This window comes from Xylanivirga thermophila (genome assembly GCF_004138105.1).
GTDB lineage: Bacteria > Bacillota > Clostridia > Caldicoprobacterales > Xylanivirgaceae > Xylanivirga > Xylanivirga thermophila.
The window spans coordinates 13,165-33,714 of record NZ_RXHQ01000030.1; the positions used below are offsets into that span (position 1 = coordinate 13,165).

Consider the following 20,550-nt stretch of genomic DNA (forward strand, 5'->3'; position numbering starts at 1 on the left):
AGTTATCCTACTGTTTCACTAGGGATTATATCAAAAATACATTCCCTAGTATTCCTAGTAGTTTAGTTGTATTTTATGATATAACTCTTATAATGTCAATAGATAATTCTAATGGTAATAGAGATACTACTATTTTTTCTTCTAGCACAATAGAAAGACCCGTAATCAACCATGAAGATCAATTACGGGTTTTTCATTTTTCAATATGCCAAATTACCTATTACCCTTTTATCTCTTCCTTTAATATTCTTATACGTATTGCCTCTGTTCTTCTTTTATCTCCTCTTGTACCGGCAAATGCTCCATCCTTTGCCCATTTGTCAAAGCTATCGTTTATACTTCCATCATCCCTTAGATCGTTATTTTTATCATCAATACCCCATCCATATCCTTGCATATGCACCTGGTATTCTATGCTATAGCCTTTATATGCCTTATCGGTATTCTTGTCTACAAGCATAAGCTCTATACCTTCTACTCTTCGCCTCTCTCCCTTCGTCCCTAGATAAAAGCCTTGTTTTTTCCACCAAGCACCCTTATCATCCTTCCATATACCATCACCTTTATCATATTTCTTATTTGGCATATCACTGTATGTCTGGATATGAGCTCTGTATACCACCATCATATCCGATGGTAAGCCTTTAAATTCAAGTATAAAACCTTCAAGGTGTTTCCTTTTCCCAACCGTACCCAACATAAATATATCTTTTATATTCTCATCTTTTATATCACCAATACCCTGTATATGTCCTTTTCCATTTATGGTTATATCCTCCGCTAGTACCCATTCCTTTTCGGGCACCTCAGACTCTTCCGGCTCTTCAGGTTCGACTGGCACAATTGGTTTTTCAGGTTTCCCATTATTTTTTACTACCAATATTGCTGTTCCTCCCGCATCTGCACTAGGTAGTTCAAATGTTAGGTTTCCGCCATCTTTTACTGTATAAGTTTTTGATGAATATAAGTCTTCTACTACAGTATTAGAGGGGTATTGAGTCTGTATAGAAACTTGTTTGCTATTGTTTTTTAAATTGATTCCTGTATAGATACATTCATCACAATAGCTTCGTTTGAAAACTAAATATTGCTCTGTATCACTGCCTGCGACTTTTTCCCTATTACCTTTGGCGAATATTTTGGAATAATCTCTACGGATATTTAAGAGAGTTTTATAATGTTCATATATAGATATATACTCTTTATTATCCAGTCTACTCCAGTCCATGTCATACCGATTTTCACTAAATTCACCCTTTGACATATCGTCTGCATTTTTACCTGTTAAGCCCAATTCCTCACCATAATAAATAATAGGTTGACCTTTCGCTGTAATCTGCAATGTAGAAGCTACCTTAAGCTTATTTATATCTCCACCTACACTGTATAAGAATCCATCTTCATCATGACTGCTCAAAAACTGTCCTAAGGTTGCTGTATTAGTAAGTTTCTTATTCCTATACTCCAAATACTCCTCTACCTCGTCTATTTTTCCTTGTGTAAATGCCCTAGCCTTATTTTTAAACTCAAAATCCAATAGACTATCCATCTGTCCTCTATCCAATTGGGTATTAAAAGCATTATCTATCGATGCACCAAAATATTCTCCAATTAGTTTAAAATTAGGTGCCTTTTCTGTCAGTCTGTTTTTAAATGCCTTCCATGTAGTGTCTTCAACATGCTTTACAGTATCTACCCTAAAACAGTCTATTGTATTCCCATTTTTGGTTTTCGCCTTATCTAGCCAATCAGTTTGCCACTTTATTATCTGATCTCTCACCTCCGGTATCTCTGTCATGAAATCAGGTAACCCTGCCAGTTCTCCCTTGACCTCATCGCTTCCACCATCCCTAAACATGCTAGATGTCTCTCCATTTATATCTATATAAAATTTATCCTGTACTTTCTTTGATGGAAAATTACTCAGATGTCCCCATTGTTTTTCATCACCAGGTTTCAATCCATATCCTGCATGATTTATCACCACATCAACCATTATCTTCATATCTTTATTGTGAGCTTCATCTATAAGCTCATGTAAGTCTTCTAAAATACCTAAATGTTCATCTAAGTTGGTAAAATCCTGAGCCCAATAACCATGATATCCATATTGATATCTCTGATTTTCAGGTAGATTGGTGAAATCTACTCCCTTATTAAAATCTATATTATCTACTATAGGAGTAATCCATATAGTGTTTACACCTAAGTCCTTTAGATAATCCAATTTTTTAGTAATTCCTTTTAAATCTCCACCGTGATATGTCTCTGGATGGTTTTTATCATATTGTTCACCGTTTGGATCGTCATTCGAAGTATCACCATTCATAAATCTATCTGTGAGCAAGAAATATATTACGGATTCATCCCAATCAAAATCTCCAGCATCTTTTATCACCCTAGGCTTAATAGTTATTTTAGCATTTTTAATATGTTTATTCCCATATTCATCAACTACCGTTATAGGTATGTTTTTATCTCCCGCCAAGATAGTATCCTTTACAGCTATTGTACCCTTCATAAGTTCCACGTCTATGGGATATTCCTCTTCCCCACCAAGTTCAGTTAAATTTAGATATATTTCTCTAGGCTTTACGATATTATTGGATAATTGTATTGATACAACGGCATTTTGAGTATAATCTATGGCATTAGGCTGTATATCCGATGCTATATTAAAATCAGGAATTTTGTATTCAACATAAGAATCTGGATTATATGGATCAGTAAACTCCTTTTCGGAACCATCCTGATACCTTACTGTAAAACTGTATTCATATCTCTCAACATCTGCATTTGGTTCAAATGGGCAATAAAAATATTCATTTTCCTCACTGTATGACATATCATAAAATTTATACCCACTTTCAGCTTTTGGATCAGTTATTTTCAATTTTACCTCATCTACAGTATGCATTAAATCCTGTGAATAAAGATCACTATCCCTATAATAGAATATTATTTTACCATCTTTAAACTCAGGCCCTGTAATACTTTGAGGCTGTTTAAACTCTCCAACACCACTTCTTACCGTTACCTTGGTGATAAGCTCATTTTTGTCTATATCTATATACCGATCTGCAGAATAAGCATCCTTTTCTTCCCAATCTGTACCTTTCCTAAGTACAAATCCTACACGTTCTGTCCCAGGCCTGACCTTTATATTTGCAATAGCTGCACCGTCTTTTATTTCCTTGAAATCTATTTGCCCATCCTTTACTCCTGTATACCAAACCCAAATATTCCATCCTCCATAATCCCCATCAGGCCTTATATATTTAAAACGTATTATATTCTCTATATATGGGATAACTTTTATAGATTTGGTGCACTCTATATTCCCTGTCTTAGCGGTAATAATTACAGTTCCAGGCTTGATACCGGTTACCTGACCTTTAAAATCCACTTTAGCTATAGATGGATCTGATGATTCCCATTGTATTTGGGTATTAGACATAGGTTTTCCAAATTGATCTAGTACCTTTGCAGATAGTATAATGGATTTAGTCTCAAACACCTCGTCAGATCCTGTTATGGATATACGTTCAGGATACAAAGACCCTACAGTTACATTTATATCTACAGATAATTCATCATGATAGACTGTTATAACCGTTTTACCTGCAGTATTGCCCGTAATTTGCCCATACTGATTAACTGAGGCAATCTCTGGATTAGCTGATTTCCAATTTAGCTGTACATCATTTAACAATCTTCCATACTGATCCTTTATAAAGGCAGTTACAGATTTTGATTTCCTTGGCTCTATACCTATATTATCCGATGAAACTTCTATAGACGTAGGTAATTGAATATATTCCTGTTTCTCATCATAAAGTACCGTCAAAGAAATTGGCTTAACCTGTATTTTATCCCCTTCAACGGTCCTGATTGTTTCAACTCCAGCTTTTTCGTGATCTACTACTATATTCCAGCTGGTACTAAAGGGTAATTGGACTTCTTGTTCTTCATCACTTCCATTGTATACTACCACTATATTTTTCCATGGATCATTATTTGCATACTCTTTTATTTGATATACTACTATATCATTATTTGCTCTGCAAATAACCAAATTATTCTCTATAGCTTCCTTAGTATTCATCCTGAATGCAGGATGTTCTTTTCTAAGCTTTATAATCCCTCTATAATAGTCAAATACAGGCTTAAACATTGCCTTGTTCTGCCAACTTATTTTATTTATAGCATCAGGACTTTTATAGCTGTTATGATCGCCATATTTTGTCCTTAAAATCTCATCCCCAGCCTGTATAAAAGGAACGCCCTGGGAGGTTAATACTATCCCATTTGCCAGTATGGAACGCTTTACCGTTTCATTTTCCATTACATTATCCAAATCTACATTTTTATAGGGATCTGAATTATCTAAGCCCTGACTCTTTATAATCTTATCCCATAGGTTTAGATTGTCATGACACGTGATATAATTTATTGTCTCTGTTGGACTATCGGTAAAATCATCTATTGCTCCCCTTATACCATTTACAATATCCTGTTCCTTGCCTGATTCTCCTGTAGCAAATCCCTTTGTAGCATCGTCATTTCCACCCTTTATTGCATTTCTAAAATTATCATTAAATACGGCAAACCCCTTACCCTTTTGCTTACCTTTAGTAGTTTGATATTCAACTGGAAGTGGTGAACCTCCTGCCTGCCACGGTTCTCCATATATAAAGATAGAAGGATCTATATCCTTTAGCTCCTGAGTAATTTCTGTCATGGTTTGGTTGTCTATAAGTCCCATAAGATCAAATCTAAATCCGTCAACCCCATATTCCTTTACCCAATACTTTACAGAATCCTTTATATATTTTTTCACCATTGCCCGTTCTGTAGCTATCTCATTTCCACAACCTGATCCATTGGTATACTTACCATTATCATCGGTACGATAGAAAAAGCCCGGTACTACTGCATCGAACGGAGATTGACCCGTTGTATATGTATGATTATAGACAACATCCATTATTACCCTTATTCCATTGTCATGAAGCACTTGTACCATTTGTTTAAACTCTTCAATGCGCTTTTTAGGATCAGTTGGATCAGTAGAATATGAACCTTCCGGGGCATTATAATTTTGCGGATCATACCCCCAGTTATATTTAGGCTTAGAACTATCAGGATTATCTACTTGAAGCTCGTCAATTGTTTTAAAATCAAATACGGGTAAAAGATGCACATGTGTTATACCCAAATCCTTCAAGTGTGCTATACCTGTATAAATATCCTCAGGACCCTTTGTATCATTTTCTGTAAGCGCAAGGAATTTACCTTTATTCTCCATTCCTGAATTTTCGTCTATTGAAAAATCCCTTACGTGCAGCTCATATATTACAGCATCAGTGGGAGATACAAAAGCAGGCTTTTTATATGGGGCAAACCCCTCTGGATCAGTACTTTTTAAATCTACTATAGCACTTCTTTGACCATTTGCAGATACTGCTTTTGCATAGGGATCTACCGCATAATTAACTATATTGTTTGCAAATTCTACTTTATACATATAGAATTTACCGTTTAAATCACCATCTACTTTTATCTGCCATATTCCCTTATCTGCAGGCTGCATTTCCATCTCTTTGCCACTACTATGGTCAATTACCTCTCCCGCCCCATTATACTCTCCGGCATTGTCATATAACACCAGACTAACCAATTTGGCAGTTGGTGCCCATAACTTAAAAATACTTGCATCATTATTATAGGTAACACCTAAATCGTCCCCATTATAATAAAACTCTTGTTGATCTAAAATACCGCGCATGATAGCTGAACATGGTTCAAAACGATCTGAACCTATTTGATAAATACGAGATACATCTATTTGAACATTAGGATCTAAAATCAACTTTGCCCTATTGTCATCTATCTTTTTTACTTCTTTTATTTCTAATTCTTGTCCCTGATCATCCATTACATAAAAAGAATTTAACTCTTCGTCTGATAATTGTCTTGTAGTCAAGATATCAATTTCAGTCAAATTATCAAATATTGCTGATACTACCTTAGCAGATGCCCCTTGTTGTAACCCCATTTTAATACTAACATTAACGGGATGCTCTATAGAATTTATAATGTTCTTTTGCCTTAAATCAGCAACAAAAACGACATATTCTAAGTCTTTAGATATGGTAAGTTCATAGTTTTTAGCTTCAGGCGGGAGGCCTCCTCCATCCCAGCTATAATTTTCTATTCCCTTATATTCATATGTCCCTTTAGGGAGTAATGCAGTAAATGCTAATTCATAATCAGATATTTGATAAAATTCAAATCCCCTAAGTTGATTATCCCATTGTGTATCATCGGTTATTTTTTCATCAATGCCTTTACGTATAGGGCCTATAAGAGATACAATATCTTTAATTTCTGGATTTCTTATAGAATCATATACAACACCTTCAATAGTATTTGCTAAAAACACTACTAATCCACTAGATTTAATATTAATTACAATATTATTTCCGTCTTCCCCTAATTCTCCATTGCCCCACCCATGATTAAATGCTATCTTATATTCCAAATTACCTGCACCTAATTCAAATACTCCCCTATAAAAACCCCCACCTATATATTCTAGATCAAAGTTAGTATCAGCAGGATCCCATGCCCGTCCATTCTCCGTCATCCCTTCTAGACTGCCAACCAAAGTAGCACTTTGTCTAAATTGATCAAGGTTATTTATAGAGTCATATAATTTCTTGTTGTTATTATCAAATCTAAAATGGACTATTTGATCCGTATCCAAAGCTATTTTTGCATTGCCGTTATCCCCAGTATTTACATTTCCGTTTGCATTTGCATAGTTTTGATCCCAGCTTCCATTTAAGGCTACTTTGTAATAATATACCCCTGCATCTAATGGCATCGAAATTTCATAGATATTATTAAAATACTGTCTCATGACACCATTGGGATTTTTAGGATTCCAATTCGAGCCCATGGAATTTTTCTCAAAAAAGTCCCCTACTATGGTTACCATATCAAGCTTTTCATCATTCGCTTCTTGTCCAAATGCGACAACTTGAGGTATATTGCAAACCAAAATGGCAAATACCATTAATGTACACAACACTCTATTTAACATGGCTCTAACATTAATTTTCATAGCAAGTTGGCCTCCCTCTTAATAATTCATAATATTTTAAAACACAATTTCAAAGGGCTCCTATGCTATTTTGATGTAAGAATTATATATTCCCATGATTTGAGATTTAATGTTTGATCTTTGGCTAAATCAAATGGTTCATCTAAAAAGAAAGATAGATAGGCTCCTGCATAATCTTCAAAATTTATATCAGCAGTAACTGCATTCGATGATAGATTAAAAATAGCAACAACTTTGTTTTTATCCTTTTCTCTTACAAAAGCCAGTATGTTTTTATCTGTCGATTCAATGATGTGAATGTTTCCCCCGTCTTTTCCATTCCACAGTGCAGGATTTTCTTTTTTAAGAGTAATAAGATTTTTATAAAAATCCTGCATAGTCAAATTGCCCCAATCGATCTCATCCTTTTCAAAAAACTCCAATCTTTTATCCAATCCTGCCTCTTGCCCAGAATATATAAGTGGTATACCAGGCACCACAAAAGTCAATACAGCCATGGCCTTTACTGCATCTCCCAATCTTTCATATTCAGTCCCAGACCAAGAATTTTCATCATGATTCGATGTAAAATTCATCGGATAGGTTCCTTTGGGATAAAGTGCCTGTGTTCTTTTTAAATTTGTTTCTATATATTTTGCATTGTTTTGTCCCTTTGCAACCTTATTCATAATATGATGCAATTCCCAGCCGTAATTGACATTAAAAGCCTGATTTAGGAGTGTAAACATCCTGTCATCTTCAGCCAACATATAAACAGGTTTTATTGTGTCCAGTTCACCGCGAACCGTTTCCCAAAAATCCTTTGGAACTCCATTGGCATAATCAGCTCTAAATCCATCAACCCCAATCTCTTTAACCCAAAATTTCATGGCATCTAGCATGGCCTTGCGCATATCTTGGTTATTATAGTTTAAATCGGCCACATCCGTCCAGTCAGTTCCTAGAGGGTGAATTATATTCCCATCAGCATTTTGGGTATACCAGTCTGGATTATTCTCAATCCATACATTATCCCAGCCAGTATGATTTGCTACCCAATCCAACAATACTTTAAAACCCATATCATGACATTTGTCGACAAGCTCCTTAAAGTCTTCCATAGTTCCAAATTCAGGATTTACATCCGTATAGTCTTTGACAGCATAATAGGAACCTAGTGTACCTTTTCGATTTTTTTCAGATATGGGGTAGATTGGCATAAACCACAAAACATCTACACCCATCTCCTTTAAACGAGGTAGATGTGCTTCAAAAGCTTTAAAAGTACCCTCTTTAGTATATTGCCTTACATTTACTTCATAGATTACTGCGTTTTTTGACCATTCTGGTATGTTTACTTTTGAAACTTTTTGTTTGACATTATTAGAGTTTTTATCTGTTTGAGGCACTTTCTCCTTTTCCGATTTATCTTCTTTTATTACATTTTTATTTTGAGTAGACTCTCCTTTAGATAATGTATTTGACTTTTGAGAAGGCTGACAGGAAACTAGATTAATTACTAAAATAACAATCATAAACCATATAAATATCATCCGTTTCATATGATAAAGCCTCCATATTACATATACTATTTAAACCCGGTTTAAATATTTTTATGAATGCGGTAAAGTTTAAACTTTACCGCATTTAATCATCATTGTTTGTTTGCTCCCGCCATCATTCCCTCTAATAAATAGCGCTGCATATTTACATATATTATTGTAATTGGAACTGCCACAAGTACTGCCCCTGCTGCAAACATGGTAAAGTTATTATTTGTATTTCCAGAAATCAAATCAAAAAGCCCTATGGCAAGAGTCTTCTTTTTATCGCTGCTTAGTATTAATCTAGGAAATATGAAATCCATCCATGGTGCCATAAACTGGGTAAGAGCTACAAAGGTAGTAATAGGCTTCATAAGAGGCAGAATAATCTTCGTGAATATGGTCATATTTGATGCACCATCTATCTTGGCTGCCTCATCAAAGCTCTTCGGTATAGATGACATATATCCTTTTACAAGCCAAGTATTGTAGGGAATCTGTCCAGCCGCATAGACCAATATGAGCCCAAGATGACTATCTAAGAGCTTCATTTGCCAAAGTAGCATATATATAGCAATCATGCCCATAAAACTTGGAAACATTTGAAGGACTAGTATACTTAAAAGTGCAGGCTTTTTGGCTTTAAATTTAAATCGAGAAAATACATATCCTGTACTTACACTAAGTATTACAGATAAAGCCATATTAGCTACGGCTATCTTAAGCGTATTTAAATACCAATTACCAAATTTCGTTGCTGTGAATAATTTTTTATAGTGTTTGATAGTAGGGTTTTTAGGTATGGCAGTGGCTGACAACAAACTACTAGATGGATTAAAAGATGAACCTACTATCCATACTATAGGCGCTATAACCGCTAGGGCAACTATTATAAGCACTATATATATCAAAAGATTGATAAGTATATCTGATACTCGTACTTTTTTATTAACTTGAACCGAACTTCGTTTTTGTACAGACAAATCTCCCCTCATAGCATTTCCTCCTCTTTAAAGGATTGGGTTTTTAAAAAGTTCCAAGCTGATATGGACCCTACAATCAAGAATATGAGTATTGACATTACAGAGGCCATGCTAAATTGCTTATTATTTAAAGTCATCTTATATATCCATGTTATAAATATATCTGTATGACCCGCAAATTTATAAGATGGATTTATAGGATTGCCCTCAGTTAGGAAGTATATAACATTGAAGTTATTAAAGTTATGGGCGAATGACATTATGATAAGGGGGGCTGTAGAATATAGCACCAATGGAATGGTTATATGCCAAAACCTCTGACCTCCTGTAGCCCCATCAATTTCAGCAGCTTCATATAATGCTGTGTCTATACTAGTCATAACACTTGACATCAATGCCATAAAGTATGGAAAACCTAGCCATAAATTTACCATGATAATCGTAAATTTGGCCAATGTAGGATCAGATAGCCAAGGTATATTCTGTTGTATTAGTCCATATTTCTTCAATATCTGATTGATAGGACCAAATTGTCCATTAAACAGGCTTCTGAATACTAACAGTGAAATCATCCCAGGAATAGCCCATGGTAGTATATATATTGTACGCCAGAATTTCTTAAATTTAACCCTGCTGCTATTTATCAGGGCAGCCATTATAAGCCCCATAAAAAAGCACGAAAAAGTAGACAATACTGCCCATAAAACTGTCCAACCTAGTACACCTAAAAAAGTCTGATTCCACATAGGTAGTTTAAATATATTCTTGAAATTTTCAAATCCTACCCAATCTACAAGCTTTGCAGGTGGTAAATGATCTGGTGAAGAATAATTGGTAAATGCCACGCAAAAACCAAATATAAGAGGTAATACTACCAAAAACAATAGAAATATTCCAGCTGGTAATAGCATTATATATGCAAAAGATTGATCCCATAAATTTTTAAAATATTCAGCACTATCAGGAACCGGCATGCCATTATCACATAATTTACCCGTCTTTACTGCATCCTTTATATTTAGGATATATACGAACACTGCAATCAACAATATCATTAGGCAAATTATGCCTTTAACCAGCAATATAATAGAGTTATCACCATGTATTACCTTGCCTCCTGCAGTTTTACTTGCGACTTCACCGAGTGTTATAAGTCCCCATATGCCTTGACTAAAATAATCTATATTTATACCCAGTAAAATCTGTATAACTAGAAATATTAATCCCTTTAAATATTGCTTATTGTAAATTTGACCTGCTCCCCATATTATTGCAGATAGTATTCCTGCCTTTTTGGATTTTTTCATAGAAAAAATCTCCTTTCCAAGGATCTCCATTCTTTAGATATTCAGCTAGAGAAGAGTTTAAACTCTTCTCTAGCTATTATTTATTTTCCAATGGCGGAATAGAATTCTTCCTGCGCCGCCTTAAGTGCCGTTTCAGGATCCTGTATTTCATCCCATACTGCAGTTAGGGCTTTTTTATATGGATCCCATACACTACCCATCTCAGCTATCAGAGGCATTGGAATACTACTTTCAGCCTGCTCAGCTACTCCTGCTAAATAAATATCATCTTTAATTTCAGGTAGTTCCTGTGCCTTTAAGCTTGCAGGTAACTCACGCTTTGTCTCATATAAAATCTTAAGGGCTTCATCACTAGATAAAAACTTTGCAAGTAGTTTAGCTGCATTTGGATACTCAGTATAAGAGCTAACACATGCAACATCTACAGTTGAAAAGCTAATGGGATAATTACCATTAGGTAATTTAGGTAATTTTGTTATACCAAAGTTTATACCTGCTCCTTCAAAATCATTTATAGACCATGGCCCAGTTATGGCATAAGCTGCATTACCTCCTGAAAACATGGATGTCATAGCATCCCAATCTGCATCCTGTGCAGGTACAGGATATAGCTCCTTTAATTTTTGATAAAACTTCATACCCTCAATAGCCTCTTCTGTATCCCAGCCAAGCTGGTCTACATCTTCACCATTAGAGCCAAACATTTTATATCCATAACCGGCTAGAAAACCATGGTTTTGATAAGGTTCATTTGCCTGCCATACCATAGCAAACTTATTTTGAGATGTATCGTTAAATTTCTTCGCAAATTCTAACATATCTTCCCATGTCTCTGCAGGCTTATCTACTAAATCCTTGTTATAGAATAGTGCTACTGTCTTGACGCTCAAAGGAAAACCATATATCTTACCTTTGTAAGTAACAGCTGGAATAGCTGATTCCATAAAGCTTTCCTTCACATAATCTGCGAATAGATCATTTTCCAGTATAAGACCCGCTTCTACAGCAACTCCCACCTGATCATGAGCCGTTACAAAAACATCAGCTCCAACTCCTGCAGGTCCATCAAGCTCTAGCTTACTTCGCGCATCAGTAGTTCCTACATTTTCTACGGTAAGTTCAATATCTGGATATTCCTTGTTCCATGCCTCTACTATCTTTTCATTATAGTCATCGTTGTCCATCCACAATTTCAATGTTGCTCCATCTTCGGCTACTATGCCTTCAGTAGATTCATCATCTGATGCATCTTCGTCTACATTGTCATTATTTTCTTCCTGTTGCTTCTGATTATCACCTTCATCAGGCTTATCTACTTCATTTCCCTTATTGTCATTGGAGCATCCTATAAGTGATAATGATAATAAAAGCATTACCACTAGGATAATAGATATACTTTTTTTCATGATAACTCCCTCCGTTATAATTTTTTATTTTTATACACAACACCATTATGGTGGCGTATACATGGTAATTAGTCACTATTTAATAGCACCCATAGTTATACTCCTAACAATATATTTTTGTGTAACAATATAAAATACAACAACTGGAATTATTGAAATAACAAGACCGGCTAAAGCTAAGTCCCATCTTTTGGAATATTGTCCGAAAAAGTAAAACATCTTCAACGGAATAGTATGCCATTGAGGCTTATTAATCACCAATTGAGGTAACAGAAAATCATTCCATATCCACATAACATTCAATATACTAATAGTAATGGTTATATTATGTAATAATGGGAAAACAACTCGCCAAAATTTTTGCCATGGATTACATCCGTCTATTGTAGCTGCTTCCTCCAATTCATATGGTATACTTTTTATAAATCCATGATATAAAATTATCGATAAGCTAGAACCAAAACCAATATACATAAAAACTAACCCAAAAGGATTAAGAAATCCTATCTTTCCCATAATGTTTACAAGTGGAAGCATTACTGATTGAAATGGGATCAACATGGCCGCAGCAAAAATAAAAAAGATAAAACTACTTAACTTTGTCCTTGTCCTAGCTAACATCCATGAGCCCATAGAACCAAGTAATACTATTAAAATAGTGCTCGATATAGTAATTAAAATAGAATTAGTAAACGAATGCAAAAATCTTAGCTGCTTAAAAGCATCTATATAGTTCTGTGGTCTAAAAAAAGTTTTACGCGGAAATCCAATAACATCTAGAAAAATACCTTTCTGCGTTTTGAAAGAGTTTACTAGTATTATGTAAAACGGAAATATATATATAATGGCCAACAATATACCAATAACCAATAGAATGTTTTTTGTATTTGTTTTTTTAGATGCCATTACATCTCCACCTCTCTTTTTTTGTTTATGTACATTTGTGTTAATGTAATGGTGCCTACTAATAATAAGAAAATTATTGCCTTTGCCTGAGCAATACCATACTTGTTAAAACTAAAAGCAGTATTATAAATATTTAGTGCTAACATCTGTGTAGAATTGTAAGGTCCTCCAGCTGTTAGTGCCAGATTTTGATCAAAAAGCTTAAAAGAATTAGATAAAGTCAAAAACATTCCTATGGTAAATGCCGGTGCAACTAGTGGAAATATAATGTTTGTTAAAACATGCCACACATTTGCACCATCAATCTCTGCTGCCTCGAGTAAAGATTCAGATATATTTTCTAATGCAGATATATAAATAACCATCATATACCCTGACATTTGCCATGACATAAGTATTATCAATCCCCAAAAACCTGTCACCGGATCGGATAACCACCCTTGCAACCATTTTATGTTTAAAGCTTTACCAATAAAATTAAACCCATTTATAAAAATAAATTGCCAAACAAATCCTAAGATTAGACCACCTATAAGATTGGGCATGAAAAATATACTTCTTAAGGCATTGCTTCTTTTAATTCCTCTCGTTACAAGCAGTGCTAAACAAAATCCCAATAAATTTATCACAAGCATCGATATAGTTGCAAACTTTAAAGTAAACATAAATGATTTCTTAAAATACTTATCTTGGGTAAATATATTAATATAATTAGATAAGCCAACCCATCCATTACTCTTTATTCCGTTCCAATCGGTAAAAGAATAATAAACCCCCATAAACATTGGTATTAACACAACAATTAAAAATATAAGGAAAATTGGCCCTACAAATAGAAAAAACCAGCCTTTTGATTGTTTCATCTTATCTCATCCTCTTCAATAACCTGTTAGTAAATTATAAACATGTTTTATATTAGATGTACCTTAAAGCCCTTTAAGGTACATCTAATATAATATGGATTAAATTACTTCCTCGATGTTTCCCATTCTGCTTTACAATTGTTAATTACATCTTCCCATGTCGATTCACCAGCAATATATAACTGAATGTTAACGCCTAATACATTTTCTCCCCAGCCTGTAGGATATCCCATGAAAACCCAAGGTATTACATTCCCAGCTTCAGAATACTCTAATACAGCAAGTCCTAATGAATCAGCCGGACGATTATTTTCATAACCTTTGAACGGGGGAATAAAATGAAATTTATCTACAATAAATTCTTTTCCTTTATCCGACGTATATAACCAATTTAGAAAATCTTCAGCAGCATTTTTTACGTTTTCATCCTTATCTTTATTAACTGCCCAATACATTGGTACACCTACAGGAATGCAATTTTCTTTTACGCCTGAAATAGGCATGGGCAAAATTCCTAGATTTTTTGCTATATCAGGATCAATATTTTCTACTTGAGGAAATATCCAATTACCCTGTTGAATTATAGCAACTCTCTCTATAGCTAAACCTTGATCCACTTGGGTAGCATAATCTACACTAGTCAAATTTGCTTTCTGATCACTATTACTTGAATAATCTGCCTGTAAGTCTATAATTTGCTTAAGCTGATCACCATATTTAAATTCTACAGTTTTTGAGTTATAAGCATCTATAGAACTAGCAAACTCCAATCCTAAAAACGCATTAGAAGTATGTAGACCTGTCACCCACTTTTCTTTAACCGGATATTCGAAAACAGCTTCAAGTTGTGGAAATTTTTCCTTCAACTCTCCACTTTTTATTTTCTGATCCAATGTTTTTACTGCATCCTCCAAAGATGCAAAATCTTTTATATTGTTTGCATCAATATTAGCAACTTCAAAAATCTTCTTATTGTAAATAAATCCGTAACCTTCCATGCTATATGGCATTCCATAAACTTCATCATCTTTCTTCACACCTTCTAAAACCCCGGGAAGAGCCATACTAGCCCATGGCTGGTCAGATAGATTTTCTAGCTTATTAATCCAATCCTCTACATCCTGTGGACCACCTACATTAAATATAGCTGGTTCATTACCAGATTGAAATTTGGCTCTCAATGCAGCGCCATAATCCTGACCCCCACCTACTGTTTCCAAATTGATTTTTACATTTTCATTTTCAGCTGTATAAGCTTCAGTAGCCTCTTGCAATTCCTTCGCTACCTCTACCTTAAATTGAAATATATCTAATTCTACCTTTTTGTCAGAATTTTCTTCTTTTTTTGAATCTTTATCTATATTATTATCCTCTGAGACATCTTTTGACGACCCATTATCAGACGTACATCCTGAGAATAACAATATGCTAATCAATAAAATCGCTAATATCATACTTATAAGTTTTACCGATTTTCTCATTATACCCAACTCCTTTAATTTATTTTTGTTTATACCCTGTTTAAATGCGACATAGTATAAATCACAACATATGACATCCTTCCCTCCTACACAACACCATTATGGTGGCGTATTACATGGTAGAATCCCGTTCTACCAAACTTGTATCCACAATATAGTGAGTAGTAGGCATGTCTTTATTCTCCAATTTATCTATAAGCAGCTTAGCAGCATGCATTCCAAGTTCTTGAGCATTAATATCCACTGATGTTAAAGATGGGTTTTGATATCCTGAAAGATACGTATTATTAAAACCTACTACAGCTATATTTTTTACATCTTTCTCCTTCATAGCATCAACAACACCAAATGCCAATAAATCATCTGTTGTAACTACTGCACTAGGTGTCTTATATGATAAAATATCCATCATAGCCTCATAGCCACATTCTCTCAAAAACTGATCTGTAAATTTTATCATTTTACTATTTTCAGGAATAGCATGTGTCCTAAGGGCCTTTTTGTAGCCATCAAGTCTGTCTCTAGTAACATATAAGTTGGTGGGGCCTCCTATAAAGGCTATTGCCTTATGCCCCTTCCTTATTAGATAATCTACTACATTATACATAGCTTGAAAGTTGTCATTGTCAACCCAGAGCATGCCATTAGGCTGTTCCGGCCTACCTATTAATACAAAAGGATGATCGGTAGTCTTTAGGTATGATATACATCTGTCATTTTGTCTGGATGTTAAAAGAATAGTACCATCAACTAGTTTACTTCTTATATAGTGCTCTAAAAATTTTAATTCTTCATCTTCTGTTTTACTAAAAGCATACATTATGTAATATCCTCTTTTTTGGGCATACACACTTATACCTCGCATAGCTTGCATAAAAAATGGATTTTCGAATAAATCATTTTCTGCATTTGGCAGTATAAGACCTAATATTTTAGTAGAATTATTAGCAAGACTCCTTGCTATTATGTTTGGTTCATAATTTAGTTCCTTCATTGTTTTATAGACTTTTTTCTTAGTTGCCTCGCTTATCTGAGGGCTATCACTTATAACTCTTGATACAGTAGACGGAGATACCTTTGCAGCTTTTGCTACGTCTCTAATAGTAACTGCCAATTTGCTCATTCCTTTCCTTTATTCTAAAAGCTCTTTATCGAGTAACTCCCTAAGGGTAAGTATAAACATTGCATGAGACCAAGTAAGTGGTACTACCCAAGCAGGTTTTCCAGTATTTCTATGAATTTGTTCAGAAAATAGCCCCATTGGTGTAGCATGATCTACTACCCATCCAAAAAGCTCCTTTGCTCTATCGTTTTCATCAATTAACGTATAATAATAGGTCAACCACAAAGTGGTCAAAATCCATGGATTGCCCCCACGATATACATCATTTTCATACCTTTTGATGCCACCTACTTTTAAACTCCACAATCTATCTTCGATAACCTTTACAGTAGCCCTTATCCTTTTATCATTTGCATCTAATACCTTAAAAGGATATACAAGTCCTAAGACAGATATATCAACTATATGGTCCTTATGTATTTCTCCATCTACTTTTATACTTCTCAAGAAATATCCAGTTTCCTCATCCCAGCACCATTTTTCAATGGCTTTTTTAATATCTATAGCATTTTTTGTCCACCCTTTTGCTTCCGCGTCAAATCCCATTTCAGCTGCTATATTAGATGCTCCTATGAAGCCACCATAAACAGCTGCCGCTGAATAGGTATGTTCAGCTACACGTTCCTCCCATAGATCATAAGAATCAGATGGTAAACCAGTATAATCATCTAAGTATGATATTAAAAATTCTGCACCTTTTTTTATACTGGGCCACATTTTAGATAAAAATTGTTTGTCCTTGGTAATCTTATAATGTTCCCAAATGCCCCATAATACAGAACCTGTTTCATCAATTTGAATTCCCCAATTCGGCGCTATGGAACCATCCAGATAATGCCGCTGAGCCCATGAGCCATCTGCACTTTGAGCAGATATAGTCCATTCATAAAATTTATCTACCATATCATAATATCCAGCTGCATCTATAGCACAAGTTATATATGCAGCATCCCTTCCCCAGCAAAAGCCATAGCCACCACAGTATAAAAAGTCCTCATCCACTTCAGGTGCCGCCAGTATACTACCTAAATCAGATTGACTTAAAAGGTGGAACACCATGATAGATCTATTATAAAGTTTATTAAGCTTTTTATTATAGATATCTATGTGATTGCGTTCAAAATAGATATCATGCCAATACTTACAAACATCATTTTGAACGTCCGATGTATTACGAATCTTTAAACTACTCATAGTTTTGAATATTTTTTCTATGGAAGTATCCGCTATTAAGTATATATCAATACATATATCCTCTTGTGGATAAACAGTATTATAATCCCACATGACAGCGCCCTGAGAAGACATATTCTGATCTTCACCAGCAAGATTTAATCCTTTGATCTGACTTTTTACATCTCCTCCACATTGAAAAGCCGATATCTTTTTACTACTGCATAATCCTATTGCTGTATTGGCTCGATAGTGCAATATACCATCTATATCATCTATGTATTGAGTGGTATTATATCTGTATCTCTCGTCTATAGGAAAATTGGAATATTGCCACAACTTTATTGACATCTTCTTTTCTGAATCATTTTTTATATTGATTCTTCTTATTAATACATCCTTATCAGGCAGTATAAAATCGATAAATTGCCAGCTTATTGGAAGTACCTTGTGCCTACCTTTAGTTAGCACTATCGGCGAATCATCTAGATATTTTTGGACAAAATCCCATTCCATATCATCATGGAGCCACAACAGATTCGTATAACCATCTATGGATATGGCAAAATTCCATTCATCTATTTGTTGAAAAACGTCTAGTCTAGGCCACCATAGTTTCTGCATTTCCCCATTGGATGTCATAACTGCCATCATCTTCCTATTACCTATTATGGCGTCTATTATATGTGCTTTTGATGTGTACAAATTCATTCACTCCTGTTTCATTTATGGAAAAATAATCTTATATTCATAAGGTCTCATATAAATATCGTAATTGCTTTGATTTATATGTAGGTCTATTTTAGATGATTTACTGCTTACATTAAAAGCAAAAATCACTTCCTCGCTGCCAAAACGACGCTGCATAACAAATTGGGCATCCTTGGCATATAAAAAATTGCATTCTCCCCGCCTAAGTGCTGTATATTTCTTTCTAAGATTTATACACTTTTTATAAAATTCAAGCAATTCTTTATCCTGTGCATCCTCATTCCATATCATAGTTCGTCTGCAATCAGGATCATCCTCACCGGTCATACCTATCTCGTCACCATAATATATGCATGGTGCACCCACATAAGCCATTTGAAACATTACAGCCAATTTTAAAAGTCTTTTATCGCCATTACATTTATTAAATAGCCTTGCCGTATCGTGGCTATCAAGTATATTAAGAAGTGTTTGATTCGCTTGATCGGGATATCTGAACGCAAACATATTAAGTAAATCTACAAATTCTCTTGCATTAATTGATTTTCTGCAAAAAAAGCTAATAACAGCCTCAGTAAATGGATAGTTCATCACTCCATCAAATTGATCTCCCTGCAACCATGGTCCTGCATCATGCCATACCTCTCCTAATATATAGGCATCTGCCTTAGCTTCTTTTACTACTCTGCGAAACTCCCGCCAAAAAGCATGATCAACTTCATTTGCTACGTCTAGCCTCCAACCATCTATATCCGCTTCTTTTATCCAAAATTCAGCTACATTTAAAAGGTACTTTTTTACCTCAGGATTTTCTGTATTTAACTTGGGCATATGATATTCAAAGGCAAAGCTTTCATAGTTGGGCCTAGGATGTATTCTTATGGGGTAGTCATGTATATAGAACCAATCCCAATATTTGGATTTAGGTCCATGCTTTATTACATCTTGAAATGGTTCAAAATAGTAGCCACAATGATTAAAAACTGCATCTAATATTACTCTTATGCCTCGTTCATGACAATTTGATACCAATGTTTTTAAAGTACCAATATCACCGAACTGAGGATCTATTTTCATATAGTCTTTAGTATCGTATTTATGATTAGTATTAGCTTCAAATATGGGTGTTAAATAAATTGCATTAATTCCTAGATCGGCTAAGTAGTCTAAATGATCTATAATTCCCTTAAGATCCCCTCCAAAGAAATTATCTCTTGTCGGACGATTGCCCCATGCTTCCGTGTTTTTAGGATCATTATCTTTATCTCCATTTCCAAAACGTTCAGGGAAAATTTGATAAAAAATAGCATCCTTCACCCACCCAGGCGTATTGAATATATCTACTTTATTAATATATGGATATTCAAACATAACATCGGTTTTCAACGGTTGTTTGTCATGAAATCCATATTCCGTATACCAGTAACGTTTGCCTCGTGATTCAAAACTAAACATATAGCAAAGACGCCTATGCAGTGGTTTTATGCTAGACTGCCAATAATCAAAAAGTTGATCAGAATACAATTTGTTCATTGTCTTTATATAGTTCTCATTTTTCCAATCATACTTATCACCGTATTTTATATTGACTTTGTCTACATCTCCTTTTGCTGTTCTAATACGAATATGTATGGTGTCTTGGTCATAGGCATAAGCAAAGTTACCCTTTGGTCTATGATAAATAGCATGAAACATCATATCCAATTCACCCCCCCGAAAGGATTTATAATGGTCATGCAACCGTGTGCATGGCAATTGCAACATATATATGTAATGATTGTCAATACCTTTTAATAATTTTTTCTATTTTATATATTTTTTCTAAATTGCAATATTAAATGCAACACTTTTTGAGAAAATCATACTTATCCATTTACTTCCTCTTGTCAAGGGGAGGGTGGAGATTTTCGAGTGTATACGAGAAAATACTACCCAACCTTGACAA

At 34.6% G+C, this 20,550-nt stretch carries 11 protein-coding genes; all 11 read right to left on the minus strand.

Annotated elements, in window-relative coordinates; translation table 11 throughout:
- Positions 1 to 220: 220 nt before the first annotated feature.
- Complete coding sequence (gene pulA / locus EJN67_RS11420; RefSeq protein ID WP_129724439.1) at positions 221 to 7,129, minus strand: type I pullulanase; 6,909 nt, start codon at positions 7,127 to 7,129, stop codon at positions 221 to 223.
- Positions 7,130 to 7,194: 65 nt separating this feature from the next.
- Positions 7,195 to 8,670, minus strand: a complete 1,476-nt coding sequence (locus EJN67_RS11425; protein ID WP_207208020.1) for an alpha-amylase family glycosyl hydrolase — start codon at positions 8,668 to 8,670, stop codon at positions 7,195 to 7,197.
- Between the two features lie 92 nt (positions 8,671 to 8,762).
- On the minus strand, positions 8,763 to 9,647 hold the full coding sequence (locus tag EJN67_RS11430; protein ID WP_129724440.1) for a sugar ABC transporter permease: 885 nt from the start codon (positions 9,645 to 9,647) through the stop codon (positions 8,763 to 8,765).
- Positions 9,644 to 10,942 (minus strand): carbohydrate ABC transporter permease, encoded by a 1,299-nt coding sequence (locus EJN67_RS11435; protein WP_129724441.1) that lies wholly within the window; start codon positions 10,940 to 10,942, stop codon positions 9,644 to 9,646. The genes EJN67_RS11430 and EJN67_RS11435 overlap by 4 nt, the downstream gene beginning before the upstream one ends.
- A gap of 80 nt (positions 10,943 to 11,022) precedes the next feature.
- On the minus strand, positions 11,023 to 12,348 hold the full coding sequence (locus EJN67_RS11440) for a sugar ABC transporter substrate-binding protein (RefSeq protein WP_129724442.1): 1,326 nt from the start codon (positions 12,346 to 12,348) through the stop codon (positions 11,023 to 11,025).
- Positions 12,349 to 12,423: 75 nt separating this feature from the next.
- Positions 12,424 to 13,254, minus strand: coding sequence for a carbohydrate ABC transporter permease (locus EJN67_RS11445; RefSeq protein WP_129724443.1), 831 nt, complete (start codon positions 13,252 to 13,254; stop codon positions 12,424 to 12,426).
- Positions 13,254 to 14,117 (minus strand): carbohydrate ABC transporter permease, encoded by an 864-nt coding sequence (locus EJN67_RS11450; protein ID WP_129724444.1) that lies wholly within the window; start codon positions 14,115 to 14,117, stop codon positions 13,254 to 13,256. The genes EJN67_RS11445 and EJN67_RS11450 overlap by 1 nt, the downstream gene beginning before the upstream one ends.
- Before the next feature lie 104 nt (positions 14,118 to 14,221).
- On the minus strand, positions 14,222 to 15,598 hold the full coding sequence (locus tag EJN67_RS11455; RefSeq protein WP_129724445.1) for an ABC transporter substrate-binding protein: 1,377 nt from the start codon (positions 15,596 to 15,598) through the stop codon (positions 14,222 to 14,224).
- Positions 15,599 to 15,710: 112 nt separating this feature from the next.
- Entirely contained in the window at positions 15,711 to 16,712 is a 1,002-nt protein-coding gene (locus tag EJN67_RS11460) for a LacI family DNA-binding transcriptional regulator (RefSeq protein WP_129724449.1), read from the minus strand.
- 18 nt (positions 16,713 to 16,730) lie between these two features.
- Positions 16,731 to 18,599 carry a glycoside hydrolase family 15 protein gene (locus EJN67_RS11465; RefSeq protein WP_165000851.1) on the minus strand — a complete coding sequence of 623 codons (1,869 nt, stop codon included), beginning with the start codon at positions 18,597 to 18,599 and terminating at the stop codon, positions 16,731 to 16,733.
- A gap of 21 nt (positions 18,600 to 18,620) precedes the next feature.
- Positions 18,621 to 20,303 carry a glycoside hydrolase family 13 protein gene (locus EJN67_RS11470; RefSeq protein WP_129724447.1) on the minus strand — a complete coding sequence of 561 codons (1,683 nt, stop codon included), beginning with the start codon at positions 20,301 to 20,303 and terminating at the stop codon, positions 18,621 to 18,623.
- Between the last annotated feature and the right edge of the window lie 247 nt (positions 20,304 to 20,550).

What these genes read in the sequence shown, in the direction of transcription:
- pulA (WP_129724439.1), bottom strand. Translation starts at nt 7,129, where the DNA reads ATGAAAATTAATGTTAGAGCCATGTTAAATAGAGTGTTGTGTACATTA.
- EJN67_RS11425 (WP_207208020.1), bottom strand. Translation starts at nt 8,670, where the DNA reads ATGAAACGGATGATATTTATATGGTTTATGATTGTTATTTTAGTAATT.
- EJN67_RS11430 (WP_129724440.1), bottom strand. Translation starts at nt 9,647, where the DNA reads ATGAGGGGAGATTTGTCTGTACAAAAACGAAGTTCGGTTCAAGTTAAT.
- EJN67_RS11435 (WP_129724441.1), bottom strand. Translation starts at nt 10,942, where the DNA reads ATGAAAAAATCCAAAAAGGCAGGAATACTATCTGCAATAATATGGGGA.
- EJN67_RS11440 (WP_129724442.1), bottom strand. Translation starts at nt 12,348, where the DNA reads ATGAAAAAAAGTATATCTATTATCCTAGTGGTAATGCTTTTATTATCA.
- EJN67_RS11445 (WP_129724443.1), bottom strand. Translation starts at nt 13,254, where the DNA reads ATGGCATCTAAAAAAACAAATACAAAAAACATTCTATTGGTTATTGGT.
- EJN67_RS11450 (WP_129724444.1), bottom strand. Translation starts at nt 14,117, where the DNA reads ATGAAACAATCAAAAGGCTGGTTTTTTCTATTTGTAGGGCCAATTTTC.
- EJN67_RS11455 (WP_129724445.1), bottom strand. Translation starts at nt 15,598, where the DNA reads ATGAGAAAATCGGTAAAACTTATAAGTATGATATTAGCGATTTTATTG.
- EJN67_RS11470 (WP_129724447.1), bottom strand. Translation starts at nt 20,303, where the DNA reads ATGATGTTTCATGCTATTTATCATAGACCAAAGGGTAACTTTGCTTAT.